This window comes from Actinomadura sp. NPDC023710 (assembly GCF_040639875.1).
Classification (GTDB): Bacteria; Actinomycetota; Actinomycetes; order Streptosporangiales; family Streptosporangiaceae; genus Spirillospora; species Spirillospora citrea.
On sequence record NZ_JBFAGB010000050.1, the window covers coordinates 37749 to 56394 of the forward strand.

16 protein-coding genes are annotated in these 18646 nt (G+C 74.7%); 3 read left to right on the forward strand and 13 right to left on the reverse strand.

Translation table 11 applies throughout. From position 1 onward, the window contains the following. Positions 1 to 61: 61 nt before the first annotated feature. The 10 genes from hpnH to AB0H37_RS39050 form a co-directional block, all read right to left on the reverse strand. On the reverse strand, positions 62 to 1066 hold the full coding sequence (gene hpnH, locus AB0H37_RS39005) for an adenosyl-hopene transferase HpnH (protein ID WP_179837310.1): 1005 nt from the start codon (positions 1064 to 1066) through the stop codon (positions 62 to 64). A gap of 61 nt (positions 1067 to 1127) precedes the next feature. Further along, positions 1128 to 2990: a squalene--hopene cyclase gene (shc, locus tag AB0H37_RS39010; protein ID WP_360617652.1), complete on the reverse strand. Its 1863-nt coding sequence runs from the start codon at positions 2988 to 2990 to the stop codon at positions 1128 to 1130. A gap of 31 nt (positions 2991 to 3021) precedes the next feature. Beyond that, complete coding sequence (locus tag AB0H37_RS39015; RefSeq protein ID WP_360617654.1) at positions 3022 to 3393, reverse strand: polyprenyl synthetase family protein; 372 nt, start codon at positions 3391 to 3393, stop codon at positions 3022 to 3024. A 17-nt stretch (positions 3394 to 3410) separates the two neighbouring features. Beyond that, positions 3411 to 4031 (reverse strand): polyprenyl synthetase family protein, encoded by a 621-nt coding sequence (locus AB0H37_RS39020; RefSeq protein ID WP_360617655.1) that lies wholly within the window; start codon positions 4029 to 4031, stop codon positions 3411 to 3413. Next, a complete protein-coding gene (gene hpnE / locus AB0H37_RS39025) occupies positions 4028 to 5428 on the reverse strand; it encodes a hydroxysqualene dehydroxylase HpnE (protein WP_360617656.1) in 1401 nt (466 codons plus the stop codon). Before hpnE ends, AB0H37_RS39020 begins: the two co-directional genes overlap by 4 nt. Next, positions 5425 to 6285: a presqualene diphosphate synthase HpnD gene (gene hpnD / locus AB0H37_RS39030; protein ID WP_360617658.1), complete on the reverse strand. Its 861-nt coding sequence runs from the start codon at positions 6283 to 6285 to the stop codon at positions 5425 to 5427. Before hpnD ends, hpnE begins: the two co-directional genes overlap by 4 nt. Then, positions 6286 to 7152 (reverse strand): squalene synthase HpnC, encoded by an 867-nt coding sequence (gene hpnC / locus AB0H37_RS39035; RefSeq protein WP_218935389.1) that lies wholly within the window; start codon positions 7150 to 7152, stop codon positions 6286 to 6288. Positions 7153 to 7456: 304 nt separating this feature from the next. Further along, on the reverse strand, positions 7457 to 8377 hold the full coding sequence (locus tag AB0H37_RS39040; RefSeq protein ID WP_329086113.1) for a helix-turn-helix transcriptional regulator: 921 nt from the start codon (positions 8375 to 8377) through the stop codon (positions 7457 to 7459). 138 nt (positions 8378 to 8515) lie between these two features. Continuing rightward, complete coding sequence (locus AB0H37_RS39045; protein ID WP_329086110.1) at positions 8516 to 9319, reverse strand: SAM-dependent methyltransferase; 804 nt, start codon at positions 9317 to 9319, stop codon at positions 8516 to 8518. A gap of 494 nt (positions 9320 to 9813) precedes the next feature. Beyond that, positions 9814 to 10857: a PucR family transcriptional regulator gene (locus tag AB0H37_RS39050; protein ID WP_329086108.1), complete on the reverse strand. Its 1044-nt coding sequence runs from the start codon at positions 10855 to 10857 to the stop codon at positions 9814 to 9816. A 177-nt stretch (positions 10858 to 11034) separates the two neighbouring features. On the opposite strand from AB0H37_RS39050, the gene AB0H37_RS39055 reads away from it, so the two are divergent. Together AB0H37_RS39055 and AB0H37_RS39060 are read left to right on the forward strand one after the other, a co-directional pair. Further along, positions 11035 to 11730 carry an SDR family oxidoreductase gene (locus tag AB0H37_RS39055; RefSeq protein WP_329086106.1) on the forward strand — a complete coding sequence of 232 codons (696 nt, stop codon included), beginning with the start codon at positions 11035 to 11037 and terminating at the stop codon, positions 11728 to 11730. After that, positions 11730 to 12479, forward strand: a complete 750-nt coding sequence (locus AB0H37_RS39060) for an SDR family oxidoreductase (protein WP_360617660.1) — start codon at positions 11730 to 11732, stop codon at positions 12477 to 12479. The genes AB0H37_RS39055 and AB0H37_RS39060 overlap by 1 nt, the downstream gene beginning before the upstream one ends. A 6-nt stretch (positions 12480 to 12485) precedes the next feature. Here AB0H37_RS39060 and AB0H37_RS39065 read toward each other — a convergent pair whose 3' ends face one another. Continuing rightward, positions 12486 to 14912, reverse strand: coding sequence for an FtsX-like permease family protein (locus AB0H37_RS39065; protein WP_360617662.1), 2427 nt, complete (start codon positions 14910 to 14912; stop codon positions 12486 to 12488). Further along, complete coding sequence (locus AB0H37_RS39070) at positions 14912 to 15643, reverse strand: ABC transporter ATP-binding protein (RefSeq protein ID WP_218935392.1); 732 nt, start codon at positions 15641 to 15643, stop codon at positions 14912 to 14914. Before AB0H37_RS39070 ends, AB0H37_RS39065 begins: the two co-directional genes overlap by 1 nt. A gap of 121 nt (positions 15644 to 15764) precedes the next feature. Between AB0H37_RS39070 and AB0H37_RS39075 the strand changes: the two genes are divergently transcribed. Beyond that, on the forward strand, positions 15765 to 16370 hold the full coding sequence (locus AB0H37_RS39075; RefSeq protein WP_179837318.1) for a response regulator transcription factor: 606 nt from the start codon (positions 15765 to 15767) through the stop codon (positions 16368 to 16370). On the opposite strand, the gene AB0H37_RS39080 is transcribed toward AB0H37_RS39075, so the two are convergent. Next, positions 16367 to 18547, reverse strand: coding sequence for a histidine kinase (locus AB0H37_RS39080; RefSeq protein ID WP_360617664.1), 2181 nt, complete (start codon positions 18545 to 18547; stop codon positions 16367 to 16369). The genes AB0H37_RS39075 and AB0H37_RS39080 overlap by 4 nt on opposite strands. Between the last annotated feature and the right edge of the window lie 99 nt (positions 18548 to 18646).

An 18646-nucleotide genomic window follows, 5' to 3' on the forward strand; every position in this document is an offset into this window, starting at 1 on the left:
GGAACGCCCGGCATCGGCGGATCGCCGGTGCCGGGCGGAACGGGCCGGGGAGCGAGACGGGTCAGACGGAGCGGACGGCCCGCAAGGACTCCTTCAGGGAGCCGAGGGTCGAGAAGACGGCCGTGGGTTCGTAACCGCAGTGGGCCATGCAGTTGGCGCAGCGGGAGTCGCGTCCCCTTCCGTAGGAGTCCCAGTCGGTCTCGTCCAGGAGTTCCCGGTAGGTCTGCGCGTAGCCGTCCGACATCAGGTAGCAGGGACGCTGCCAGCCGAAGAGGGAGTAGGACGGGATCGCCCAGGCCGTGCAGGGGAAGTCGACCTTGCCTTCCAGGAAGTCCAGGAACAAAGGCGAGTGGTTGAAGCGCCACCGCTTGCGGTTGCCGTTCCCGAACGCCTTGCGGAACAGCTCCCGCGTCTCCTGGACGCCGAGGAAGTGGTCCTGGTCGGGCGCCTTGTCGTAGGCGTAGCCGGGCGAGATCATCATCTCGTCGACCTCGAGGTCGTCGTTGAGGTAGTTCATGACGTCGATGACGGTCTGCGGCGTGTCCGTGTTGAAGATCGTCGTGTTGGTGGTGACGCGGAACCCCCGCCGCTTGCACTCCCTGATGGCCGCGACCGCGTCGTCGAAGACGCCGTCCTTGCAGACGGACTCGTCGTGGCGTTCGCGCAGGCCGTCGATGTGCACCGCCCACGCGAAGTACGGCGACGGCGTGAACTTGTCGATCTTCCTGGGTATCAGCAGCGCGTTCGTGCACAGGAAGACGAACTTCTTGCGCCGGACGAGCTCGTTCACCAGCTCGTCGATCTGCGGGTGCATGAGCGGCTCGCCGCCCGCGATGGAGACCATCGGCGCGCCGCACTCCTCGATGGCGGCGATGGCCTGCTCGACCGGCATGCGCTTCTTCAGCACGTCGTGCGGGTGCTGGATCTTCCCACAGCCGGCGCAGGCGAGGTTGCAGGCGAACAGGGGCTCCAGCTCGACGATGAGCGGGAACTTCTCCCGGCCGCGCAGCTTGTTGCGGAGGATGTAGCCCCCGATGCGAAGGCTCTGGCGGAGCGGCATGCTCATGGTGTCCGGACCTCCTTGTGCAGGGTGAACTCGGTGGCCTCCACCGGCCCGCGCGCCCGCCTCATGTCGCGCCGTCCAGGTAGCGGCCGAGGGCGCTGACGGGGAAGACCAGCCGGTACAGGTGGTAGTTGATGTAGAAGTCGCCGGGGAAGCCGGTGCCGGTGAACTGGTCCTCGTCCCAGTTGCCGTCCGGGCGCTGGTGGTCGACGAGCCACCGCACGCCGGCCTCCACGGCCGGGGTGCGCTCGCCGGCGGCGAGCAGCGCCAGCAGCGCCCAGGCCGTCTGCGACGGGGTGGACCCGCCCCGCCCGATCCACGCGGGGTCGTCGTAGGAGCGCAGGTCCTCGCCCCAGCCGCCGTCCGGGTTCTGGTGGTCCTCCAGCCAGACCACGGCGCGCCGGATCGCGGGCCTGCCGGGACGGACCCCGGCCGCGACGAGCGCGGGCACCACGCTGCCCGTTCCGTAGAGGTGGTTCGCTCCCCAGCGCCCGAACCACGAGCCGTCCGCCTCCTGCGCCCTGAGCAGCCAGACGACGGCGCGCCTGACCACGGCCGACTCCGCGAGGCCCTCCTTCGACAGCGCCTCGACGACATGGGCGGTGACGTCGGCGGACGGCGGGTCGATGACGGCGCCGAAGTCGCAGAAGGGCAGCTTGGTGCACAGCTCGCGGGTGTTGTCGGCGTCGAAGGCGCCGAAGCCGCCGTCGCGCGAGGCCATCCCGTCCAGCCAGCGGACGGCCCGCCTGATCGGCTCCTCCGCCTTCGGGAAGGACGCCCTGCGCAGCGCCAGGATCGCCTCGGCGGTGTCGTCGGTGTCGGGGTAGACGTCGTTGTCGAACTCGAACGCCCAGCCGCCCGGCGGGACGTCCGGCCGCTTCACCGACCAGTCCCCCGGCCCGCGGACCTCCTCGCCGACCACCCACTCGGCCGCCCGCAGCAGGGAGGGATGGTCGGCGGCCACGCCCGCGTCGGCCAGGGCGTTCATGGCGAGCACCGTGTCCCAGACGGGCGACTGGCACGCCTCGAGACGGCGCCCCCGCTCGTCGCGGATCGTGAAGCGTTCGAGCCCGTCCAGGCCGCGCCTGATGACCGGATGGTCGAGGCCGTAGCCGAGCTCGTGCAGCGCCATCAGCGAGTACACCCACGGCGGCTGGATGCCGCCCCAGCAGCCGTCGGCCTCCTGCCTGGCGATGATCCAGTCGGCGGCCCGGCGCAGCGCCGCCCGGCGCAGCGGGCGCACCGGCCGCCGCTCGTACACGTGCAGGACGCGGTCGAGGGCGTTGAACGCCGCTCCCCAGCCCCGGGCGTCCTTGGCCGGCATGACGCCGCAGCGCAGTTCGGGCAGGTCGAACGGCAGCGCCCGGACGGGACGCAACGACCCGAGGATCGTCAGCGGGACGATCGTCTGCCGCGCCCAGCACGCCCAGTCGTAGACGTTCAGCGGGACGCGGCTCGGCAGGAACATCAGCTCGGGCGGCATGACCGGCAGGTCGTCCCAGGACCACTGCCCGAACAGCGCCAGCCAGATGCGGGTGAAGACGCGGCTGCCCTCGATCCCGCCCGCCTCCCGCACGTACGCGGCGGCCTCGCGCATGTGCCCGGCGTCCACCGGGTCGCCGGCGAACCGCAGCGCGACGTACGCCTCGATCGTCGTGGACAGGTCGGCCGGGCCACCGTGGAAGTTCGCCCACGTGCCGTCGTCCCGCTGCCGGGAGCGGATCCAGCGCGCCGCGTCCTTGGTGTCGGCGTCGGAGCGGATGCCGAGGAACTGGCGGAGCAGGAGGTCCTCGGCGTCCATGGTGACGTTGGTCTCCAGCTCGGCCTTCCACCAGCCCTCGGGCGACTGAAGGCCGATCAGGTGGTCGCGGGCCGCCTCCACGGCGGCGGCCGCGCCGGTGAGTCCGGACACGTCGGTGGTGGTCATGCAGCGCTTCCCTTCTCGCCGGCGCGGCGGGTCAGTGGTCCCGGGAGGTGACGAACAGCGCGATGTCGTGGAACTCGGCGGCCACGGGATCGTCCACGCCCGCGTCGTCGAGGTGGCGCCCGGCGGCGGCGACGCGGCGGTCGGCCTCGGCGGCGGCCCAGTCCCGTCCGCCCGCCGCCTCGACGAGCCGGGCCATCTCCCGCAGGGTGTCCTCGGACGGCGGCCCGGGGTCGGCGTACAGCGCGGCGAGCCGCCGCGACTCGGGGCGCCCGGCGTTCAGCGCGTACACGACCGGCAGCGACTTCTTGCGCGCCCGCAGGTCGGCCAGGACGGGCTTGCCGGTCGTGTCCGGGCTGCCCCAGATGCCGAGCAGGTCGTCGACGAGCTGGAACGCGAGGCCCACCTCGGCGCCGAACCCGGTCAGGTGGGTGACGAGCCGGGCGGGCCCTCGGCCAGCATCGCCCCGATCGAGCAGGCGCAGGCGAGCAGCGCGCCGGTCTTGCCCGCCGCCATCGTCAGGCACTCCTCAAGGGTCACGTCGTCGCGCTGCTCGAACCCGATGTCGAGCGCCTGGCCCGCGATGAGCCGCTGCGTGGCGGCGGTCAGCGCGCGCGCCGCCCAGTGGGCGCCGCGCGTCTGCTGCTCCAGGAGCAGGTTCTCCGACAGCGCCATCAGCGCGTCGCCGCCGAGGATGGCGGCGGACGGGCCGAACACCGTCCACGCGGCGGGACGGTGCCGGCGGGTCCGGTCGCCGTCCATGATGTCGTCGTGCAGCAGCGAGAACGCGTGCACGAACTCGACGGCGACGGCGCCGGGCAGCGCCGTCTCCTCGGACGCGCCGGCGGCCCGTGCGGACAGCAGCGCCAGCGCGGGACGCAGCGCCTTGCCGCCCGCGGCGGCGGGCTCGCCGTTCTCGTCGGTCCACCCGAGGTGGTAGGCGACGACGCGGCGGGTCCACGGGTCGAGCCGTTCCGCGCAGGCGCGCATGGCCTGGTCGACCAGGGCGCGCCCGCCGGTGACCGAGGTCGGGACGGCGGTCATCGGCCGCTCACCTCCGAGGTCGTCCGGTGCAGGTGGCGGCGGACGAGCCGGGCCGCGGTCAGACCGCTGCGCACGGCTCCCTCCATCGTGTCGGGCCAGCCCGTGTCCGTCCACGCGCCGGCGAGGAACAGCCACGGCAGCCGGGTCGCGGACGCGGGACGCAGCGCGTCGCTGCCGGGGCTCTGACGGAACGTCGCGTGCCGCTCCCGCGTCACGAAGAAGTCGGTGACGCGGGAGCGGCGGGCGGCCGGGAACAGCCGCTCCAGTTCGGCGAGGTACACCGCGCGCAGCTCGGCGGTGGGCGTGTCGATCCAGCGGTCGGCCGCCGAGACCGAGACCGCCAGGTACTGGCCGCCGCCGGTGAGGCCGCCGACCGCGGTGCGGTCGAACACCCACTGGACGGGCGAGCCGACCGCCGCGGCGAAGGGCAGGTCCGCACCGTCCACCCGCAGGACGGGACGGTCGTAGACGACGTGGACGTTGACGATCGGGCTGGAGCCGAGGCCGCCCCAGCGCGCCCGTTCAGGGGCCGCCTCCTCGGGGACGATCGCGGCCGCCGCCCGGTGGGGCACGGCGACGACGACGGCGTCGGCGCCGACCGGGGAGCCGTTCACGACGAGCTTCGGCCCGGCGTCGATCGCCGTGACCTTCGCGTTCAGGCGGATCCGGCCGCCGTCCCGCTCGATCCTGGCCGCCGGGAGCGTGCCGTGCAGGTCGCCGAGCGGGACCGCGGGCACGCCGATGTCGGCGGCGTCCGAGCGGCCGAGGAGCGCGGTCTGGCACACGAACGCGGCGGGACCGAGCGCGGCGCCGTCCAGGCGGGCGTTGAGGGAGGCCGTGACGAACAGCTCCCAGAGCGCCTCGCGCGCCCAGGGGCCCTGCCCGTGTTCGGCGAGCCAGGTGCCCATGCTGATCCGGTCGTTCGACGGGTCGGCCGGATCGACGCGGTCGAGCGCCAGCGACGCGCCGACCGCCCGCAGCCGGTCGGACGGCGAGAGCAGCCGGTACCCGGCGAGCGCGGGCAGCAGGTGCAGCGGTCCCGGGGCCTTCGCACGGCGGAGCCGGCCGGTGGACGCCGCACGGCGGAGCCGTCCGCCGCGACCGTCCGGGGCCAGGACGCGGACGTCGAAGCGGTCCTGGACGCGCACGCGGTCCAGCGCGTCCAGCCGGGCGAGCAGCCCCCGGTACGCCGAGCAGCACTTCAGGAAGATGTGCTGCCCGTTGTCGACCGTCAGCCCGTCCCGCGAGAACGAGTGGGTGGCGCCGCCGAGCCGGGGCCGCGCCTCGTAGATCGTCGCGCGCACCCCCGCCTCCTGGAGCGCCAGCGCGGTGGTGACCCCGGCGAGCCCGCCGCCGACGATCGCGACCTCCGCCGGGCCGCCGTCGCGGGCGCTCACCGGTGGATCCCGGCCATCGCCATGGCGGACACGGTCGCCTTCTCCCAGGCGGGCAGGGACGTCCGCGTCTCCAGGGCGGCCAGCGGATCGGCCGTGATGCGCCGCAGCAGGTGCCGGTAGATCCCCGCCATCGCGCCGGCGCACGCGGCGCTGCGCCGGTCGAGCATGGGCAGCAGCCTCAGGCCGTCGGCGTACCAGCGTCCCGCCCGCTCCGCCTGGAAGCGGATGAGGCTCGCCAACCGGTCGGGGTCGTCGGCCGCCCGGCCCCTCTCGTCACGGTCGAGCGTGCACCCGAACCGGACGAGGTCCTTGGCGGGGAGGTAGACGCGGCCGTTCACCCCGTCCTCCCGGACGTCGCGGAGGATGTTCGTCAGCTGCAGCGCGACGCCGAGCGCGTCGGCGCGCGGCACGGCCGTGGCGGGGTCGGCCGTCCCGAACACGCCGAGCGACAGGCGGCCGACGGAGCCGGCGACGCAGCGGCAGTACCAGAGGAGGTCGTCGAAGGTGTCGTAGGTCTCGCCGCGCACATCGGCCTCGCAGCCGTCGATCAGCTCGCCGAACACCTCGATGGGGATCGGATGGCCGCGGGCGGCGTCGGCCAGCGCGACCAGCACCGGATCGGAGGGATGGGCGCCGGGGTCGGTGAGCCGCGCGCGTTCGCCGGCGAGCTTCGCGAGGCGGTCCGCCACGGGCGCCCCGTGGTCGTCGCCGATGTCGTCGATCCGCCGGGCGAACGCGTACACGGCGCTGAGGGCTCGCCGCTTGGGCGGGGGAAGCAGCCGGATCCCGTACGAGAAGTTGCGCGCCTGGGAGCGTACGACGCTCTCGCAGTGCCGGTAGGCGGTGGATGCGTCCATCTATGCTGCCCTTCTCCTTCCCATGGTCCGCGACCACTCGGCGAGCAGCCGCACTTTCCCCGCCCGTGGCGGGCCCGGCAGGACGTCGTAGGCGGCGCGCTCCAGCGCGTCGAGGGCGGCGAGGCCCCCCGCGACGTATCCGGCGACGGCTACCCGCGCGAACCCCTGGAGCCCGCCGGTGAGGGCGGCGCCCTCGCCGAGCATGCGCCGCGCCCGCTTCGCCTGGAGCGCCACGACGCCGCGCAGCCGGGTCGGGGTCGCCGCGGCGGTGAGGTCGTCCTCGGTGCAGCCGAAGCGCAGCAGGTCGTCCGCGGGCAGGTAGACGCGCCCGTTGCGGTGGTCCTCGCCGACGTCCTGGCAGTGCTCGATGACCTGCAGCGCGGTGCACACCTTGTCCGACAGGCGCAGCCGGTCGGGCGTGGCGGCGCCGAACACGTGCAGGACGATGTGCCCGACCGGATCGGCGGACAGCGCGCAGTAGCCGACGAGGTCGTCGAACGTCGCGTACCGGGTGACGTCCTGGTCCTGGCGGTTCGCCTGGACCAGGCGGCGGAACGGCTCGGCGGGGATGCGGCGGGCGACGATCGTCCCCGCCAGGTCGCGCAGCACGGGCAGTTCCGGCCGCTCCCCGGCGTAGACGCGGTCGAGGTCGCGCTCGACGAGGTCGAGGAGGCCGGCCCGCTCGCCCGGCGGCGCCTCGTCGCCGATGTCGTCGACCAGCCGGGCGTACCCGTACACGTTCAGCAGGTGCGCGCGGTGGCGCGCGGGAAGCAGCCGGGAGGCGACGGGGAAGTTCTCCCCGGACTGCAGTTCGGTCCTCGCCCGGCGTTCCTCGGTGGCGTTCCACAAACGCTCGCTGACGGACATGGTGTTCCCCCTGGGGCGGTGGCGGCGCGGGGGCGTACATCGATGCCCGTTAACCGGGTGACCGACCGGTAAACATGACCGTCGACGGGGCCCATGATGCGTACGTCCCCGATCGACCGCGCTGAGCCTCCCGAATTTCCGTCCTTTATGAATATAGGCCGGAAGCGGTCAGGCGGGAATATGGAATCGGAAGGCCGGGCGATCACCGGTGGTCATCGCGTATTCACCCATAAATGATCGTGGCCCCCGCGAGACGGGGGCCACGGGCCGGGCGGAACGGGCGGCGGTCGGTTCGGTGGGCGGTTCAGTAGGTGCTGAGGATTCGCGTGAGTACCCGTGGCGTCTGCTCGGGCGGTGCGGCCTCGGTGACCAGCGTGTTGAAAATGTGCCAGTGGTGCTCGATCTCGGCGCGCCGCGTCGGATAGACGGCATTGTCGGGGCGCTCCAGATAGACCATGTCCTGCAGCCCCTGCTGCGGGAACCGGACGAGGGTGAGCGACCCGTCGCCGGCCACCTGGCCGGAGATGCCGAGCGGCGCGATCTGGATGGTGACGTTCGGCCGCCTGCACTGCTCGATGATGTGCCGGATCTGCATGCGCATCGTCGCGGGCGCGCAGGCGGGACGCCACAGCGCCCCCTCGTCCAGCACGACCCAGAGGTTGAGCGGGCGCGGCCGGCGGCGCAGGACGCGCTGGCGCCGCATCCGGAACTGCACGCGCCGCTCGACCTCGGCCTCGGACTCGGGGCGCAGGCGGCGCACCAGGTCGCGGGCGTAGTCCTCGGTCTGCAGCAGGCCGGGGACGAACTGGGCCTCGAAGGTGCGGACCAGCTTGGCCGCCTGCTCGGCGCTGAGGTAGTCGCGGACCCAGCGCGGCACGATGTCGCCCTCGCCGTGCCACCAGGGCCGCGCGCCGGTCTGCTCGGCGAGGGCGAGCAGGGTCGCGCGCTCGCCGGGGTCGGTGCCGTAGCGATCGAGCAGCCCGGCGACGTCGCCGGCCTTCGCGCGGGTGCGGCCCAGCTCCAGCCGGGTGATCTTCGACTCGGACGCGCCGATCGCCAGGCCCGCCCTGGGCCGGGACAGACCGGCCGCCTCGCGCAGCTCGCGGAGCCGCCTGGCGAGCAGCATGCGCGGGACGAGCGGGTCGCCCTGCGCGCGGACCGTACCGGCCGGAGAGCTCCGCGCCGGCGCCGGTTTCCTGTTGCCGGTGATCGTGACGGAGGCCAAGGGGGACTCCTCATCGGAAGACGGCATGGACGACCGCTCCGACTATAGTTCACGCTGCGCGTCGGAGATAAGACCGTATGTTACCTACCGTCCGGGCCACGTGGCCCGGCCCCCGGAGGCGGTTCACGGCACGGCGCGTCAGGGTTTACGGGCCACCCCGCACCTGGTCGGCAGGTTCGCGCCCTCGATCGGCCCCACTTCGGGGCGCCACGCCCCGCTCGTCACCAGACCCGGTTCCTCGATCTCCAGGCCGTCGAAGTAGCCGCGGATGAACTCGGGGGTGCGCAGCCGGAACGGGATCGCGCCGGTCTCGTCGTAGGCGCGCTGCGCCGCGTTGAACCTCTCGTTCTCGTCGGTGGAGTCGTGCAGGATGAGGTAGCTCCCGGACGGCAGCGGGTCCATCAGCCCGCGGACGACGTCGTACGCCTCGTCCGGGTCGACGATGTGCCCCAGCACACCGATGATCATCAGCCCGACGGGCCGGGACAGGTCCAGCAGCTCCGAGGCCCGATCCATGATCGTCTTCGGGTCGTGCAGGTCGCAGTCGATATAGGAGGTGCGGCCCTCGTTCATCAGGGCGCGGGCGTGCGCGAGGACGAGCGGGTCGTTGTCGACGTAGACGACCTTGGCGTCGGAGGCGGCGCGCCGGGCCATCTCGTGGGTGTTGTCGACGGTGGGCAGGCCGGTCCCGCAGTCCATGAACTGGCGGATCCCGCGCTCGCGGGCCAGGAACCGGATCGCCCGGTCCATGAAGTAGCGGCCGGCGCGGGCGATCTCCACGATGCCCGGGTAGAGCCCGACGTAGTGGTCGCCGGCGACCCGGTCGATCTCGTAGTTGTCGGTCCCCCCGAGCCAGTAGTTCCAGATCCGCGCCGACTGCGGGACATCAGTGTTGATCTTGGCGTCCGATCCCTTTCCCGGGCCCCGGGTGGCATCCGTCATGTCTGACGCTCCTTCCAGCAGGTACGGGCACCTCTCGCGGCAAACTTAGACCCCGCACCCCAAGAGCGGTCGGAAAAGCGGAATTCGGACCTGTCCGCCGACCCATTCAGGACGATAATGAATACGCAGGGTGGTCAGAACGCCGAAAACGGTGGGGCGCGTGCGCCCGGTGTGACGAAGGTGATCCGAGAACGGACCCCCCGGGCGGACATCGACGGACGACCGAAATGATCACTTACGGCGAAGATAGGGATGGCTGTCCGCGCCGCCATGTTGACCGGACCGCGCCATCCGGGAATTCATTGTCACTCTTTTTCGAGATTTTGCCGCGACAGGCCGCCCTCATGACGAAGGCCCAAGCGCCCTAAGACCGTCCATAGCAGATGATTCTGGAAACGGCGATGGCGCCGCCCGCACCTGATCGTCGCCCTGGAATGCGGCGTTTCGGGCATTCGACTCATCCAGCGCAGGACCCGTCCGGCCGGGGACGGCCCTCAGCGGCCCGCCCAGACGGCGATCGCGAGCGCCACCCGGTCCTCGAACCGCATCGGGTCGCGGCCGGTCAGCGACTCGATCCGGGACAGCCGGTGGCGCAGGGTGTTCGGATGAAGGAACAGGGCCCGCGACGTCGCGCCGACCGCGCCGCCCATGTCCAGGAAGGTGCGCAGCGTCTCGATGAGGCGGGTGCCGTGCGCGGCGTCGTAGTCGCTCAGCGGCCGGCCGATCTGCTCGGCGAACGGGGCCAGCTGGTCCTGGTCGAGGCGGCCGAGGAGGGCCTGGAAGGTGGCGAGGTCGGCGGCGTGCACGACCCCGCCGGTGCGGCGCGCGGCGTCCAGCGCGGTGAGGCTCTCGGCGAGCGAGAGCGGCAGGTGCTCCAGCGGGCCGGGGCTGCCGACCCCGGCGGGCTGGGCCCAGGCGTGGGCATCGTTGGTGACGAGCAGCGCCGTGTCGTCGTCCAGGCCGAGGACGCCGGGCAGCTCCTCCTCGACCGCGCCGTCCATCGCGATCACCAGCAGGGACGCGTGGTCGAGCCCGGCGTCGTCGATCCGGGGGCGCAGCGCCTCGGCGGACGCGAGCCCGTCGCGCACCATGCGCAGCAGCCGCCCGGTCTCCTCCCGCTCGTGCCGCTCGTCTCCGGCGGAGGCGAGCCGCTCGGCGAACCACTCGGTGAACCCGAGGAACGGGATCTCCGGCGGCACCTCCAGCAGCGGGAGGCCGACGCGGTCGCAGGCGGCGCGCAGCTCCTCGGGGACGGCGTCGGTCATGTCGCCGACGCCGTAGCCGATCGCGCTCGCGCGGCCGGCCTTGACCGAGTCGGCGAACGCGGCGCACGCGCCGGCGTCCCGCAGCGACGCGCCGACCGTCAGCACGACCTCGTGCCCGCGCAGGTAGGGGGCGGGGTCGAGCAGCTCGGTGGAGTGCGCCCAGCGGACCGGGCGGTCGAGGCCGTTCTGCCCGGCGACCAGGCGCAGCCGGAAGCGCGGCACCTCCAGGAGCTGCCGGACGGTGACGTGCGGCAGCGCGGGATCGCTGGTCACAGCCTCACCCTCTCACCCCGGCCGGGCGCCGTCCCGCGCCCGTGACCGTGTTTTGGGCAAGTGCACGAAAGGTCGGGCGCGCCGTGGTGGGTTCGGCCAAGAAATCCCCATGACGCTTGTCACCAGCGGTTATGCCGGGTTTGCCTGGTGCTTTCGGAGCGTTTGCGAGGTGATCTCATGGACGGGCGGGTCGTGCTCGTCACCGGGGCGGCCGGTGGCGTCGGCTCCGCGCTGGTGCGCGAGCTGGCGGGGCGCGGCTGGCGGACGGCGGGACTCGACCTGCGCCAGGCTCCGGACACCGACCACTCGGTGAGCGTCGACGTGGCGGAACCCGCGCAGGTGTGCGCGGCGGTCCGGCGGATCGAGCGCGAGCTCGGCCCGGTCGAGGCGGCGGTGTGCGCGGCCGGGCACCACTCGATCGTCCCGGTGTCCGACATCGCCTGGCCCGACTGGCGGCGGATGCTGCGGGTGCACCTCGGCGGCGTGGTCAACGTGTGCGCGGCCGTCGCGCCGGGGATGGCCGAGCGCGGCCGGGGCAGCATGGTGGCGGTCGCCTCCCACCTCGCCGTCGGCGGCGCGAGCGCCGAGGCGCACTACTCGGCGGCCACCGGCGCGGTGATCGGGTTCCTCCGGTCGCTGGCGGCGGAGCTGGGGCCGGCCGGGGTACGGGTGAACGCGTTGGCGCCCGGCCCGACCGACACGCCGATGCTCCCATCGGACTCGCCCTGGCGCAGGCCGTCCTTCCTGCAGGGTCTGCCGGCCGGGCGGCTGACGTCCCCGGAGGAGGTCGCGCTCGCGGCCGCCTTCCTCATCGAGGACGCCACGTTCTGCACCGGCGAGGTCCTCTCCCCGAACGCCGGGACGGTGCTCTGATGACGATCGCGCTGATCACCGGGGCCGCCGGCGGGCTCGGCACGGCCGTGGCGCGCCGGCTCGCGGCCGACGGCCGCCTGGTCGTTCTCAACGACCAGCCCGGACGGGACGTGGCCGGGCTCGCCGCCGAACTGAACGGCGTCGCCGCGTCGGCCGACGTCTCCGACCCGGCGGCGGCGAGCGCGATGGTGGCGGAGGTCGAGCGCCGTACGGGCGGGCAGATCGCGCTGCTCGTCACCTGCGCCGCCCGGCTGGAGATGGCCCCGTTCACCGAGGTGGAGGACCTCGGCGACTGGTGGCGGACGATCGACGCGGACCTCGGCGGGACGTTCGCGTGCGCGCAGGCCGTCATGCCGGGCATGGTCGAGCGCGGCGGCGGCCGGATGGTGTTCGTCGCCTCGGAGTGGGGCGTGATCGGATGGCCGAACGCGAGCGCCTATTCGGCGTCCAAGGCGGGCGTCATCGCGCTCGCCAAGTCGCTCGGCCGCGAACTGGCGCCCCTCGGCATCACGGTGAACGCCGTCGCGCCGGGTGCGATCGACACGCCGCTGCTGGAGAGGGACGCGGCGGCGGCGGGGGTGGGCGTCGAGGAGATCCGCGCCCGGTACGCCGCCCGGACGCCCCTCGGCCGGATCGCGACCCCCGAGGAGGTCGCGGCGGCGGTCGCGTTCCTGGCCGACGAGCGCCTCCCGACCCTCGTCGGCCAGATCCTCCACGTCAACGGCGGCACCCTCCGCTCGCGCGCCTGACCGGCGTCACTCGCGGGCGCCCACGGCCTCGGCGGGGCGGGCGGCCATGGCGAGGCGTGCGGCCGGGAACGTCGCGGCCGCGGCGAGCGCGAGGCCCCAGGCGAGGACCCCCAGGTGGCCGAGGGGCGGGACCGACGGGGGGCCGCCCGTCATGCCCGCGCCGAACGCGGTGAGCGTGGCGAGGGCGATCGCGGTGCCGAGGACGGCGGCGATCACGGCGACGGCCAGCGTCTCCCACCCGAGCATCGCCATGACCTGGCGCCGGGTCGTCCCGACCAGGCGCAGCAGGGCGAACTCGCGGGACCTGCCGGCGGTGGCCATCGCGAGGGTGTTCACCACGGCGATCGCGGTGAACGCGATGATCAGCCCCATCGCGACGTAGGCGATCTCGGCGTTCCCCGCCGGGCCCGCCTCGGCGAGCGCGCCCGGGGCCGCGACCGGGAGACCGCGCGGGGGACCGCCCGCGATCAGCAGCGTGCCGCGGGGGTCGTCGACGTGGGCGGCCAGCAGGTCGCGGTCGACGGTGAGGTCGCCGAAGCCGAGGCCGCGCCCGTAGACCGCGATCACGGTGGGCTCGAACGGCGTGCCGTCGCCGAGGGTGAGCGGCAGCCGGTCCCCGGGCCGGACGCCGAGGCGCCGGGCGGCGGTGGCGCCGACCGCGATGCCGGACGCGTCCAGACGGTCGAGCGACCCGGCCCGGACGTCGAGGTCCATGGTGCTGTCGAGGCCCTCCGGGGTGACGCCCTGGACGCCGTAGTTCTCCAGGCCGACCCGGACGGTGCCGTGCAGGACCTCGGTCACGGCGGTCACGCCGGGCGTCCGGCGGATCCGCTCGGCGGTGCCGTGCGGGACCCTGGGACCGGCGGCGTGCGCGGCGACCGTGCCCTCGCTCGCCTGCCGTGTCGCGGCGTGGCCGATCGTCGTCTGCGTGAACAGGATCGTCGAGGTCAGCCCGATCATCAGGGTCAGCGGGGTGACGACGGACGCCAGGCGCCGCGCGCCCGCGGCGAGATTGGCCGCCGCCAGGTGCCCGCCGCCCGGGAGGCGCCGGAGCGGGACGGCGAGCACGGCGGTCGCGGCCCGGACGATGGCGGGGCCGAGGAGCGCGACGGCCGCGGTCCAGACGATCGCGGTCAGCATCGTCACCGGGCTGGACGCTGCCTCCGTGTCGAGGTGCGCCAGCAGCACCGTCAGGACGGCGGCCCCGGCCGCGACGGCGAGCCCGGCCGCGATCCGGACGGCGCCGAGCCGGGCGCGGCCGGTCGCCGCGTCGCCGAGGGCCTCGACGGGACGGACCCGGGCCGCCCCGCGGGCGGTGATCCGGGCGGCGGCCACGGCCGCGAGGACGGTGGCGAGCGCGGCGGCGAGCGGCGGGAACGGGCCGACGACGAGGTCCAGGTTCGGCGGGAGGGCGCCGAGCCCGCGGAACTCGTCCCGCAGCCGGAACGCCAGCGGCAGGCCGGCCGCCGCGCCGAGCGGTCCCGCGAGGAGCCCGACCAGCAGCGCCTCGCCCCCGATCATCCGGCGGACCTGCCGCGGCGTCGCGGCGACCGCCCGCAGCAGCGCGATCTCCCGCTCCCGCTGCCGCACCGACAGCGCGAACGTCCCGGACACCACGAGGACGGCGACGAGCAGGGCCGTCCCGCCGAGGGCGCCGCCCAGGGAGATCAGCTTGACGCGCGCCTTCTCCGCGCCGAGGAACTCCGCCCGGCCCCGGTCGCCGCCGGTGTGGACGGTCGCCGTGGTGCCGCGCACGGCCTCCTCGACGGCACGGGCGGGGCCGTGCGCGCCGACGGCGGTGACCATGCCGTCGCGGCCGGACAGGCGGGCCGCCTGAGCCGTCGAGAAGAAGACGGCGGTCTGGTGCGCGAGCGCCTGCCGGGTCACGCCCACGACGCGGTAGGTGCCGGGGACGGCGGACTCGACCCGCACCGCCGTGCCCGGGTGCAGGCGGTGGGCGCGCGCCGTCGCGGCGTCGACCACGATCTCGTCGTCCGCGGCCGGGGCGCGGCCCTCGCGGAGGGTGAACGGGGTGAGCGCCGCGGACTCCCACCCGTGGCCCCAGGACGGGCGGTCTTTCGCGGCGGCGCCGATCTCGGCGGGGAACGTCACCTCGGTGACGACGTCCCGGACGCCGTCCGCCGCTCGGACCTTCGCGGCGACGGAGGCGGGCAGCCACACGCGCTCGGCGAGCGGCTTGGCCTTGTGCTTGCGCTTGCCCTTCTTCTTGACGATCACCTGGTGGACGGACTGGTCGCCGGTGACGACGACCGGCGCCCCCGCGTACCGCTCCGGCGCGACGGAGCCGCGCAGGCCGGTGTCGAGGAGGATGCCGCACGCGCAGACCAGGGCCGCCGCGCACAGCAGCGCGGCGAACGCCCCCGCGAAGCCCGCCTTGCGATGGCGCAGCGTGCCGAGCACGATTCCGAGCATCACTTCCACGCTCCCAGCCGGGTCATGCGGGCGGCGACCCTGTCGCTGGACGGGGCGTCCATCGTGTCGACGATCCGTCCGTCCGCCAGGAACAGCACCGTGTCGGCGTAGGAGGCGGCGACCGGGTCGTGCGTGACCATCACCACCGTCTGGCCCATGCCGTCCACGGTGTCCCGCAGCAGCGTCAGCACGTCCCGCGCCGTCATCGTGTCGAGCGCGCCCGTGGGCTCGTCCCCGAACACCACGTCCGGGCGCGTCACCAGGGCGCGCGCGATCGCGACCCGCTGCTGCTGCCCGCCGGACAGCTGCCCGGGCCGGTGCCCGGTCCGGTCCGCCAGCCCGACGCGGGCGACCACCTCGGTGAGCCACGCCTTGTCCGGGCGCGTGCGCGACAGGCGGAGCGGAAGGGTGATGTTCTGCTCCACGGTCAGCGACGGCACCAGGTTGAACGCCTGGAACACGAAGCCGACGCGCCGCCTGCGCAGCTCGGTCAGCCTCGTCTCGTTCATGGAGGACAGTTCGGTGTCCCCCAGCCGGACCGTGCCGGACGTGGGCGTGTCGAGACCCGCGGCGCAGTGCAGGAACGTGCTCTTGCCCGAGCCGGACGGCCCCATCACCGCCGTGAGGCGGCCCCGCGGGAGGGACGCCGTCACCTCCCGCAGCGCCGCCACCGCTCCCCTGCCCCGTCCGTAGACCTTGCTCACCGCGTTCATGCGCACCGCGTCGTTCATGCCTGCCAGTCTTGTGACCTGCGGTTCCGGCCACCAGAGAGGAGATCATCGACCACCCGTGACCTCGTCACGGGTCCGGGCGTGACGCCGTCGGCCGGCCGGCGGCTGGTAGACATGAGCCGTGATCAAGGTGCTTCTGGCCGACGACCACCATGTGGTGCGCGGCGCCCTCGCCGCGCTGCTGGCGCTCGAACCCGACCTCACCGTGGTCGCCGAGGTCGAGCGCGGGGACGAGGTGCTGCCCGCGGCCCGCTCGTCCCGTCCCGACGTCGCCGTGCTGGACATCGACATGCCGGGCCTGGACGGCCTGGCGGCCGCGGCGGCGCTGCGCGAGGCCGTCCCGGACGTCGCGACGCTGGTGCTCACCGGGCACGGCAAGCCCGGTCACCTGCGCCGCGCCCTGACGGCGGGCGTGCGCGGGTTCCTGCTGAAGACGGCGCCGCCGGACGAGCTGGCCGCCGGCATCCGCAAGGTCGCCGCCGGGGAGCGCGTCCTCGACCCGAACCTGGCGCTCACCGCCTGGGACCTCGCCGACAACCCGCTCACCCCGCGCGAGACCGACGTGCTGCGGCTCGCGGCGGAGGGCGCGGACGCCCCGGAGATCGCCGGGCGCCTCCATCTGTCCGCCGGGACGGTGCGCAACTACCTGACGGCCGCCGTCACCAAGCTCGGCGCCCGCAACCGCACCGACGCCGCGCGCATCGCACGTGAGGCGGGCTGGCTCTAGCCGACCCTCGCCTCCAGGCGGAAGGATCCCTTTCCGTCGGCGCGCGCGCTGAGCGTTCCCCCTGCCGAGGCGAGCCGCGTGGTCAGATTTCCGATGCCGGCGCCGGGGGCGGTCCGGGGAGCCGCCGGGTCGAGCCCGTCGTTCTCCACGACCAGCCAGACGGCGCCGCCGTCCCGTCCGGTCGCGATGGTGCAGCGGGTGGCGGCGCTGTGGCGGAGCACGTTGGTCACCGCCTCGCGCAGGACCGTGCCGAGCACCGCCGACACGGGCCCGTCCAGGACCGGGTGCCCGAGGACTGTCTCGACCTCGACCCCGGCGGCCGCGAGCACCGACCGCGCCGACGCCGCCTCCCCGTCCAGCGCGAGCTCGGCGTCCCCGCCGGTCGCGGTGCGCAGGTCCCCGCGGGCCTGCTCGGCCATGGCGACGACCTCGGCGAGCTCCGCGCGGGAGCGCTCCGGGTCGGCCTCGGCGAGCCGGCGGGCCAGCTCGCACTTGAGCAGGATCGCGGCCAGGCTGTGCCCGAGCAGGTCGTGCAGGTCCCGGGCGGCCCGCAGCCGTTCCTGGACGGTCGCCGCCCTCGCCAGCTCGTCCCCGGCCGCCCGCAGGTCCCGCACCAGCCGCGCCAGCCGGACGAGCCCGTACACCACCAGGCCCGTCACCAGCGTGCTGATCACGTAGTTGGCGACGGCCGCCGTGCCGAGCCCGAGTGCCCGCGCGGCGGCGCCGGTCGCCGTCATGCACGCCGCCGCGAGCGGGACGGCGGCCCATGCCGGGAGCCCGACCAGGAACGTCCCGGCGAGGAATCCGGCGACGCCCAGCCACGCCTTCCCGAAGACGGCGAGGGGAGCGAAGGCGAGGACCGCCAGGATCGGCGGCCACCACCGGGGCCGCCCGCGCCCGGCCCAGAGCAGCTGGACCGCCGAGATCAGCGCCAGCCCCGCGGCGGCGGCCGGCCACGGCGGCCCCCACGGAACCAGCAGCAGACCCTTGACGGAGAACCCCGCCAGGACCGCGGCCAGCAGCGCGAGCGAGAGCCGGTAGGCCGCCCGGTCGGGCAGGCTCACCGCGGGCTCCCCCGCCGCGACGGCGGCCTCCACCGCGAACCGGCCGTCCCCGTCCAGGCCGGCCGAGAAGGTCCCGCCCGCCGCGCGCACCCGTCCCGCCGCCGCGTCCAGCCCGTCCGCGCCGCGCTCGGCCGTCCGGACGCCGTCGTTGACCACCCGCAACCCGACGAGGCCGCCCCGCTCCGACGTCGCGATCAGGCAGGTCCGCGCGGCACCGGCGCGCACCACGTCCGTGACCGCCTCGCGCAGCACCGTCGCCAGCAGCGCCCCGGCCGGGCCGAGCGGCTCCCGGTGCCCCTCGCGCACCTCGGCCCGGACGTCCGCCGCCTCCAGCAGCGCCCGCGCCGCCGCCATCTCGGGGGCGAGCGACATGCTCCGCAGGCCGGCCGCGGCGGTGCGCGCCCTGTTCAGCGACTCCCTGGCCACCGCCAGCACGTCCGCGATGCGCTCCGGCCGGTCGAGCGCGTCCCGGCTGCCCGCGGAGATCGCCCGCAGGCCGTCGCCGAGCCCGCCGTCCAGCTCCGCCGCGATCCGCAGCCGCTCCCGCTCCACGGCCGCCACGGTGAGGGGCAGCCGGGCCGCCGCGACGTCGTCCGCCCTGTCCGCCAGCCGCGCCAGCCCGTAGACCACGAGCCCGGTCAGCAGGCAGGTGATCGTGACGTCGGCGCTCGCGCCGCCGCGCAGGGCGTCCGCGAGCGCCGCGCTCGCCAGGACGCAGGCGGCCGCCGGCCAGGCGCCCGCGAGCAGCAGCGACCCGACGACGAAGCCGAGGATCCCCGCCGACGTCCCGAACGCGATGACGCCCGTGTAGGCGGCCGCCGCCTGCGCCGGCAGGCTCCAGCCGCCGCGCCGTCTCCGCCAGCGCGGCACGACCTGGACGAACTGGGCCAGCACGACCACCACCACGAGGGCGGTCGCCGCGGCCACCCGCGCGGCGCCCTCCGTTCGCGCGGGCGCCGCCAGCGCGTACACCGCGGCGAACGAGGCGAGCACCACCCCGACGATCACCCGTGCCGACCGCGGCCCCGGTACCGCCCCTGCCACCCATCCCCCGCTTCCCGGCCCGAGGGCCGCCGTCCCCGCCGTACCGGAAAGGGCGGCGAGCGCGAGCACGGGCGCTCGACCTCCTGCACGCCGGCCATTATCGCGGCACGGCCACCGAGGTCGCCAAGGGGTTCATCGCCCCGTCCCCGAGTGGGAGGACCGCTACCG